Genomic DNA, 7064 nt, shown 5'->3' with positions numbered 1-7064 from the left:
GTACGAAGCGTCACGCCCCCTGAATCCCATCAGTGCCAGGGCCCCTCCGTCCAATCCCCCCCGACTCCAGGGCAGCAGACCTTCCGCCAGCGAACACCTCGCGGGACGCGCCCACGTCATCCCCGATGGGTGGCCAACGCGCACACCGCGATGCCGCGGCGCGGCGGGAATTCCACCCGGCGTCAGCGCAGACTGCCTGGGGAAAGGTGTAAGGATGAGGCACCCCATGGCGGCGGACTCCGAGAGCACCTTTCGCATCCAGGCCCGCGCGGACCTGCATGCATCCGAGCGGGCCCAGAGCGACCCTTCCCGTACCCAGCAAGGCCCGGGCACGCTGGCCGGGGAGTACGTCCTCAAGGCGCTGCTCGCCTCGGGCGGGCACGGCAGCGTGTACGAGGCGGAGCACCGCATCCTGGGCCGGCGGGCGGCGGTGAAGGTCCTCCACCCGCACCTGGCGGACCAGGGGGAGATGCTCAAGCGCTTCGTGCGCGAGGCGCGCGTGGTGAACCAGATTCGCCACCCGAACATCGTGGATGTCTATGACTTCGGGCTGATGCCGGACGGCAGCCCCTACTACGTCATGGAGCTGCTCACCGGCCGCACGCTCAGCCAGGTGGTGCTGGAGCGCGGCCGGCTGTCGTCGACGCGCGCGCGCGCGTACCTGGAGCCCGTCTGCGGCGCGCTGGAGGCCGCGCATCGCGCGGGCGTCGTCCACCGCGACTTGAAGGCCAGCAACATCCTCGTCGTGGAGGAAGGCGAGCACCCCCGGGTGAAGCTGCTGGACTTCGGCATCGCCAAGCTGCTGCACGCCGAGCCTTCGCAGGAGGGGCTCACCATCGCCGGCCAGCGGCTGGGCACCGCGCACGCCATGGCGCCCGAGCAGTTCCGCGGCGGACCCATTGGCCCGCACACGGACATCTACGCGCTGGGCGTGCTGCTGCATCAGCTCATCACCGGCCGCTATCCCTTCCAGTGCGAGGACCGGATGGAGCTGGAGCGGCTGCACCTGGAGGCGCCCGCGCCCCGGCCCAGCGCCATCGCCGCGGTGTCCCCGGCGGTGGACGCGGTGGTGCTGCGCTGCCTGGAGAAGGACGGCGGCCGCCGCTTCGGCAGCGTGACGGCCTTCCTCACCGCGCTCAGCGAAGCGGCCGAGGAGCCCGTCCAGCCCACGCGCCGCACGCGGCTGGCGCTCGCCGTCCACGCCGAAGTCGTGCTCGCAGCCTCCGCCCAGGATGACGACGCCGTGTACGCGGTGCTCGCGGACGTGCTGGATGGGCTGGAGCAGGGCCTGCGCGGCGGCGGCTTCCTGCTGGCGCTCCAGTCCGGCACCTCCCTGCTCGCCGTGCACCCGCTGGACCACGGCGCCCCCACCACCGAGCGCACCGAGTACCTGCGCGAGGCGGAGCGCACGCTGCGGGTGCTCCAGGACATGGCGCAGAAGCTGGCGGACCCGGTGAATGCCCGCGTCCACCTCTGCCTCCACCTGGGCCAGGCGGAGACGCGCGGCGACGCCTCGGAGTCCGAGGTCGTGGGAGGCCCCGTCACCGACGTGGGCACCTGGCGCCTGCGCACCGCGGATGGCTTCGCGCTCACCCCGGCCGCGTCGCTCGCGCTGGAGTTCGACGAAAGCGATTAGCTGGCGGAAAGCCCGTATCCGCTATCACCTTGCGAGCAAGCAGCAGCGCCGCCGTCGCCCATGACACACACCAGGTGTCTCCGGGCAGACCCCTACCCGAATTTTCCCACCGAGCCATATTTTCTCATGGCTTGAACACCGTCACACTGGCTTCATCCATCGGCGACAGTGTTTCAGTTCGTGGAAGCTGGAACTGATGGCATCCAGGGAGCTGGCATTGCCCGCTCCCTGAAACGGGGGAGAGCCATGCGCCTCATGCCAGCGTCTCTGTCTGGAATCCAAATCAATCCCTGCCTGAAACACCTTCGCCGGCCGCGCATCGCCGGGGGGCTGCTGAGCCTGGCGCTGGGATTCGGAGGCGGGGCATGTGGTCCAGCGGAGCCCGAGGGTGATACCTGGACGCTGTCCGAAGCCCGCACGGCGGCCGAATCGGGCAACGGATTGTCGACCAATGGCTTATCAACCAATGGCCTTTCGACCAACGGGCTGTCCACCAATGGATTGTCAACCAACGGGCTGTCCACGGAAGGGTTCTCCAACTGGTTCAACCAGGACCCCACCCAGGCCGATGAAATCATGCGTTACATCATCCGGTGCGCGGCGAAGGAGAATCAGCAGCGCAAGTACACCCACCCGGCGACGGGGGTGAAGTACACCTGGGAAGGAGGCCTGGGTCTGGCACACAACTGGGCCACGGGCGCACCGGCGACGCCCCAGGAGGAAGAGATTGTCTCCGCCTGCCTGGCGGCCCACGCGAACAAGTTCGGGCTCTCCGTCGCCATCTCCGTGCTGGGCCGCAACGCGCGGGGCAGCGCCCTGTCGTACACGGAGCAGGAGCTGTCGACGTTCAGCGAGCGGGAGGCGTGCTTCTTCGGCAACCTCTTCGACGGCACCGGCGTCTTCGCCGCCACGGACCGCGGCTACCTGCGCGAGGACGAGAGCAGCGTGCGCGCCTGCGGCCTGGCCTCGAACCCCGCCCAGGGGGACTGCCTGCCCATCATCCACACGGGCACCTGCGAGTCGCTCTGCCAACGCGCCACCACCGACGCCCTCCCCTTTGAGTGGGACGCGGGCAAGAAGAACCCGCCCACCAACGGCGAAACGCCCTACTACGAAACCTGCACATACAACGGACGCGCCTTCCTGCCCCTCACGACGCGCCTGCGGCCGCGCGACATCCACCGCTGCGGAGACGGCGTCTGTCAGTTCACCGAGCGTTGCGGCAGCGGCGTCGCGGCGGGAAGCTGCCAGGCGGACTGCGGCCCGTGCCCCGACTGAAGCAGCGGGTGCTCGGTTGGAACACACCGCCTCCGTCCTGCGGCGCACGCTGTCACCCCCCTTCCGTCCCTTGCCCCTGACCGCCATGACAGTGTTGACTACGCGGGTCTGTCGCGACTCGTGGCTCTTCCACGAACAGACACCACACCGCTGGAGCCGGACGCGATGACGCTGCGAGCGAGGGTGATGCTGATGTCCGCGGTGGCGCAGCGACGCGGAACGCTGCGGCGCGCCTTCGACACGCTCCAAGCCACTCCCATGAATGGCGCGCGGCTCCGCGCGCCGCGGCCCTCCACACGGGAGGCGGCGCTGTTGGAGGAGACGGTCCGTGAACGGACCGCGGCGCTGGAGGCGGCCAACGTCAAGCTGTCGCGCAGCCTGGAGCAGTTGCGCGCCACCCAGGCGCAGCTGCTGTTCGCCGACCGGCTGATTGCGCTGGGCCGCATCGCCGCGGGCGTGGGGCACGAAATCAACAACCCGCTGGCCTTCATCCTCAGCAACCTGGAGTACATCCACCAGGAGCTGCAGCAGAAGGAGCACCTCTCCGAGCAGGACCGGCAGGAGGTGCTGGAGGCGCTGGCGGAGACGCGCGACGGCGCCGAGCGCATCCGCCTCATCGTCCGTGACCTGCAGACGCTGTCACGCGCGGAGGACGTGGGCACGGGCCCGTCGGACCTGGGCTCGGTGGTGCGCACGGCGGCGAAGATGGCCATGCACGAGCTGCGGCACCGCGCGCGGCTGGTGGTGGAGTGTGAGGGCCTGCCACCGGTCCAGGGCAACGGCGCTCGGCTGGGGCAGGTGTTCCTCAACCTGCTGCTCAACGCGGCGCAGTCCATCATCCCCGGCGAGGTGGAGAAGAACGAGGTCCACGTCGTCGCCCTCGAGGCGAAGGCCGGCCGGGTGGCGGTGGAGGTGCGCGACACCGGCTGCGGCATCTCCCCCGAGCACCGCGAGCGCATCTTCGACCCGTTCTTCACCACCAAGCCCCTGGGCGTGGGCACGGGCCTGGGGCTGGCGGTGTGCCATGGCATCGTGACGTCGCTGGGCGGCACCCTGACGGTGGAGAGCGCCCCGGAGCGGGGCAGCATCTTCCGCGTCACGTTGCCCGTGGCCGGCGCCTTCGCCCAGGCGCCTCGCGCTCCGCAGCAGGCGGACGCGGTGGCTTGAGCGACTCCGACGCCAGGCTCGCATCGTACGGCGTCATCCCCTGCATCGGCGGCGCGTAGAGGTGCAGGGACACCGCCCCGTGGCGGGACGCGTTGTCGATGCGGTGGATGGTGTCCGGAAACTCCAGCAGGAGGTCGCCCTCGCGCGCCCCCACGATGACGTCGGGCACCAACCGGTCCCCCGCCCACGCGAAGCGCGTCTCCCGCAGCAGGCCCCGCACCAGCCAGGAGGCGCCCCCGGAGCCGCCATGGTCATGGACGCAGGACGCCTGCCCGGGGAGCCAGGAGACGAGCAGCAGCTCGCACGCGGGCGTCCGGGCAATCGTCTGCCGCGTGTAGCCCGAGGGCTCGAAGCGCACCAGCTTGTCCAGCAGTGCCCAATCCACCTTGCTGGAGCGCAGCCGTTCCACCAGCCACTCCAGGGAGACGACGTCCTCTGTCCGTTCCGGCAATGGCCAGCCGAGCAGCGCCTGGGCCACGGCGCCGTGCTCGCGCTGGTCGATGATGGGCGCGCGCATGGTGTTCCCCCCGCGTGTGCGAGGGAGAGTGAGCACGAAACAGCTCCTTGCCCAGGGAGTCGGGCCGGACATCCAGGCCCGGGACCTGGGCACCCGGCCGCCACCAGAGGATGCCAGCGAGCGTGCCAGGACCTACGATTGATGCGTGCGAGCACTGGGGTGTTGGGACGTGGCCATCGTGGGGGGAGGCGCCAGCGGCACGCTGCTGGCCGTGCACCTCCTGAGGAGCGCGCGGGGGCCGCTCCACGTGGCCTTGGTGGAGCGGAGCGCGCGGGTGGGCCTGGGGCTGGCGTATTCGACGACGAGCCCGTGTCACCTGCTGAACGTGCCAGCGGCGCGGATGGGGGCCTTCGCGGACGACCCGGAGCACTTCCTGCGCTGGGTGCGCCGTGAGCTGCCCGACACGGCGCCCGGCGCGTTCATCTCCCGCCAGCGTTATGGCCGCTACCTGGAGTCGGTGCTGCGCGAGGCACGCGCCCAGGCCGCGCCGGGCGTGCACCTGGAAGTGGTGACCCGCGACGTCGCCTCGGTCGAGGAGACGGACGACGGCACGGTGCGCGTCGCGCTGGCGAGCGGGGGCCAGGTGGAGGCCCGGACCGTGGTGCTGGCCCTGGGCAATGCGCCGCCCTCCAACCCGCGCGTGCCCGACGGAGGGCTGTACGCCAGCCGCCGGTATCACCGCTCCCCCTGGGCGAAAGATGCGCTCCGGGGCGTGTCCGCCGCCGACGACGTGCTGCTCATCGGCACGGGGCTCACCATGGTGGACACCGTGCTGTCACTGGTGGAGCAGGGACACCAGGGCGACATCCATGCGCTGTCCCGGCACGGCCTGTTGCCCCACGTGCACCAGGAGACACTCCAGGCGGGCGCCGCGGCCTATGCCTCGCCCGGCATCCGGGAGGCGCTGCGGGCCCTGCGCCAGGAGGTGCGGCGTGAGCGCGGCGACGTGAGCGCGGCGGGCACGCGCCCCGCTCCCGTGCGCATCCGCGCCATCCTCCACCTCTTGCGCCGGGAGGTGCGGCGCGCGGCGGAGGCGGGCGCGGACTGGCGGATGGTGGTGGACGCGCTGCGGCCCGTGACGACACCGCTGTGGCGGCGGTTGCCGGTGGACGAGCAGCAGCGCTTCCTCCGGCACCTGCGCGCGTACTGGGACGTGCACCGGCACCGGATGGCGCCTGGCATCGGCGAGACGGTGGAGCGGCTGCGGCGCGAGGGCCGGCTGACGCTCCAGGCGGCGCGCATCCAGGGCTTCGCGCTGGAGGCGGCTGGCGTGGAGGTCCGCGTGCGGCGCCGGGGCCAGGGCGGCGAGGAGGCGCTGCGCGTCCAGCACGTCATCAACTGCACGGGGCCGGAGGGCGCCATGACGCGCGGACATCCGGTGCTGTGTGGGCTGGTGGAGACAGGGCGCGCGCGCTCGGACGCCCTGGGCATGGGGCTGGCCACGGACGCGGACGGCGCGCTGCTGGACGCGGGCGGACGCGCCTCCGGGCGCCTCTACACGCTGGGCCCGCCGCGCCGGGGCGAGCTGTGGGAGACGACGGCCGTCCCCGAGATTCGAGGACAGGCGCGGGCGCTGGCGGGGCACCTGCTCCAGCGCCTGACGTCCACGCGCGCGCCGTCTCCGGTGATGGAAGCGGCGGGCGCTCCGCTCGGCGGGTAGCGCCCGGCGCTACTCGGCGGACACCGCCACGATGCCCAGCCCTTCCACCGTGAGCTGCACCCGGTCCCCCGGGCGCAGCATGTGCGCGGCGGTGGCGGCGCCCGCGAGCACGATGCTCCCGGCGGGCAACACCTGGCCGCGCTGGGCCAGCAGCGCACACAACTGGATGACGGAGATGACGGGGTCCCCCGAGATGGCATCCGAGCGAGCGGCCTGGACGGGCTCGCCATTCACCGACATCGTCATCTCCAGCCGCGTGAGGTCCATGGCGCGCGGAGGGTGCTCGGTGGTGCCCAGCACGAACAGCGAGGAGGACGCGTTGTCCGCCACCACGTCCGGCAGGGAGAAGTACTTGAAGTCGCGGTAGCGCGAGTCGAGGATTTCCATCGCCGCGAACACGGACTCGCAGGCGTCCAGCACCTCGTCGCGCGTCACCGTGCCGCGCAGCTCGCGCGCGGTGCGGAAGGCAATCTCCGGCTCGATTTTGGGGTGGACGCCCCGCGACAGCTGAATCACGCCGCCGGCGGGCACCTGCATCCGGTCCGTGAGCACGCCGTACACGGGCGAGTCCAGGTTCATCTGCTTGCGCTTGGCCTCGGAGGTGAGGCCCATCTTCAGGCCCACCACGCGCTCGCCGTGGGACAGGCGCAGCCGGATTCCGGCCTCCTGGATGGCGTAGGCGTCCGGCACGCTCAGCGCGGGTTGCTCGCGGGTGAGCGGCGCCACCTCGCGGCGCTCCAGCCTGGCCGAGTCCAGGATATGTGCCAGTGCCTCGTGGTCCACGGTCGCGGTCATCCCCGTCCCTC

Annotated in this window: 6 protein-coding genes; 4 read left to right on the top strand and 2 right to left on the bottom strand. The window is 71.4% G+C overall.

What is annotated here, in order from left to right; translation table 11 throughout:
* Positions 1-226 precede the first annotated feature (226 nt).
* The 3 genes from G4D87_RS01880 to G4D87_RS01870 all read left to right on the top strand — a co-directional run bounded on the left by G4D87_RS01880 (position 227) and on the right by G4D87_RS01870 (position 4081).
* The gene (locus G4D87_RS01880) at positions 227-1636 is read left to right on the top strand and encodes a serine/threonine-protein kinase (RefSeq protein ID WP_163777812.1); all 1410 of its coding nucleotides are present in this window, start codon (positions 227-229) and stop codon (positions 1634-1636) included.
* Positions 1637-1882: 246 nt separating this feature from the next.
* Entirely contained in the window at positions 1883-2914 is a 1032-nt protein-coding gene (locus G4D87_RS01875) for a hypothetical protein (RefSeq protein WP_163777809.1), read from the top strand.
* Between the two features lie 165 nt (positions 2915-3079).
* On the top strand, positions 3080-4081 hold the full coding sequence (locus G4D87_RS01870; RefSeq protein ID WP_163777806.1) for a sensor histidine kinase: 1002 nt from the start codon (positions 3080-3082) through the stop codon (positions 4079-4081).
* On the opposite strand, the gene G4D87_RS01865 is transcribed toward G4D87_RS01870, so the two are convergent.
* Entirely contained in the window at positions 4011-4598 is a 588-nt protein-coding gene (locus G4D87_RS01865) for a cysteine dioxygenase (RefSeq protein ID WP_163777802.1), read from the bottom strand. The genes G4D87_RS01870 and G4D87_RS01865 overlap by 71 nt on opposite strands.
* A 169-nt stretch (positions 4599-4767) precedes the next feature.
* On the opposite strand from G4D87_RS01865, the gene G4D87_RS01860 reads away from it, so the two are divergent.
* On the top strand, positions 4768-6258 hold the full coding sequence (locus G4D87_RS01860; RefSeq protein ID WP_205507381.1) for an FAD/NAD(P)-binding protein: 1491 nt from the start codon (positions 4768-4770) through the stop codon (positions 6256-6258).
* Positions 6259-6267: 9 nt separating this feature from the next.
* On the opposite strand, the gene G4D87_RS01855 is transcribed toward G4D87_RS01860, so the two are convergent.
* On the bottom strand, positions 6268-7053 hold the full coding sequence (locus G4D87_RS01855) for a 2-keto-4-pentenoate hydratase (RefSeq protein WP_163777799.1): 786 nt from the start codon (positions 7051-7053) through the stop codon (positions 6268-6270).
* Positions 7054-7064: the final 11 nt, after the last annotated feature.

The sequence above is a fragment of the Myxococcus vastator genome (genome assembly GCF_010894475.1).
Lineage (GTDB): Bacteria > Myxococcota > Myxococcia > Myxococcales > Myxococcaceae > Myxococcus > Myxococcus vastator.
The sequence above is the reverse complement of the archived record's forward strand: the minus strand, read 5'-3'. Positions and strand labels throughout refer to the sequence as shown.

Bases quoted from the DNA above. Each gene is read 5' to 3' on its own strand.
- G4D87_RS01880 (WP_163777812.1), top strand. From the start codon at position 227: ATGGCGGCGGACTCCGAGAGCACCTTTCGCATCCAGGCCCGCGCGGAC.
- G4D87_RS01875 (WP_163777809.1), top strand. From the start codon at position 1,883: ATGCGCCTCATGCCAGCGTCTCTGTCTGGAATCCAAATCAATCCCTGC.
- G4D87_RS01870 (WP_163777806.1), top strand. From the start codon at position 3,080: ATGACGCTGCGAGCGAGGGTGATGCTGATGTCCGCGGTGGCGCAGCGA.
- G4D87_RS01865 (WP_163777802.1), bottom strand. From the start codon at position 4,598: ATGCGCGCGCCCATCATCGACCAGCGCGAGCACGGCGCCGTGGCCCAG.
- G4D87_RS01855 (WP_163777799.1), bottom strand. From the start codon at position 7,053: ATGACCGCGACCGTGGACCACGAGGCACTGGCACATATCCTGGACTCG.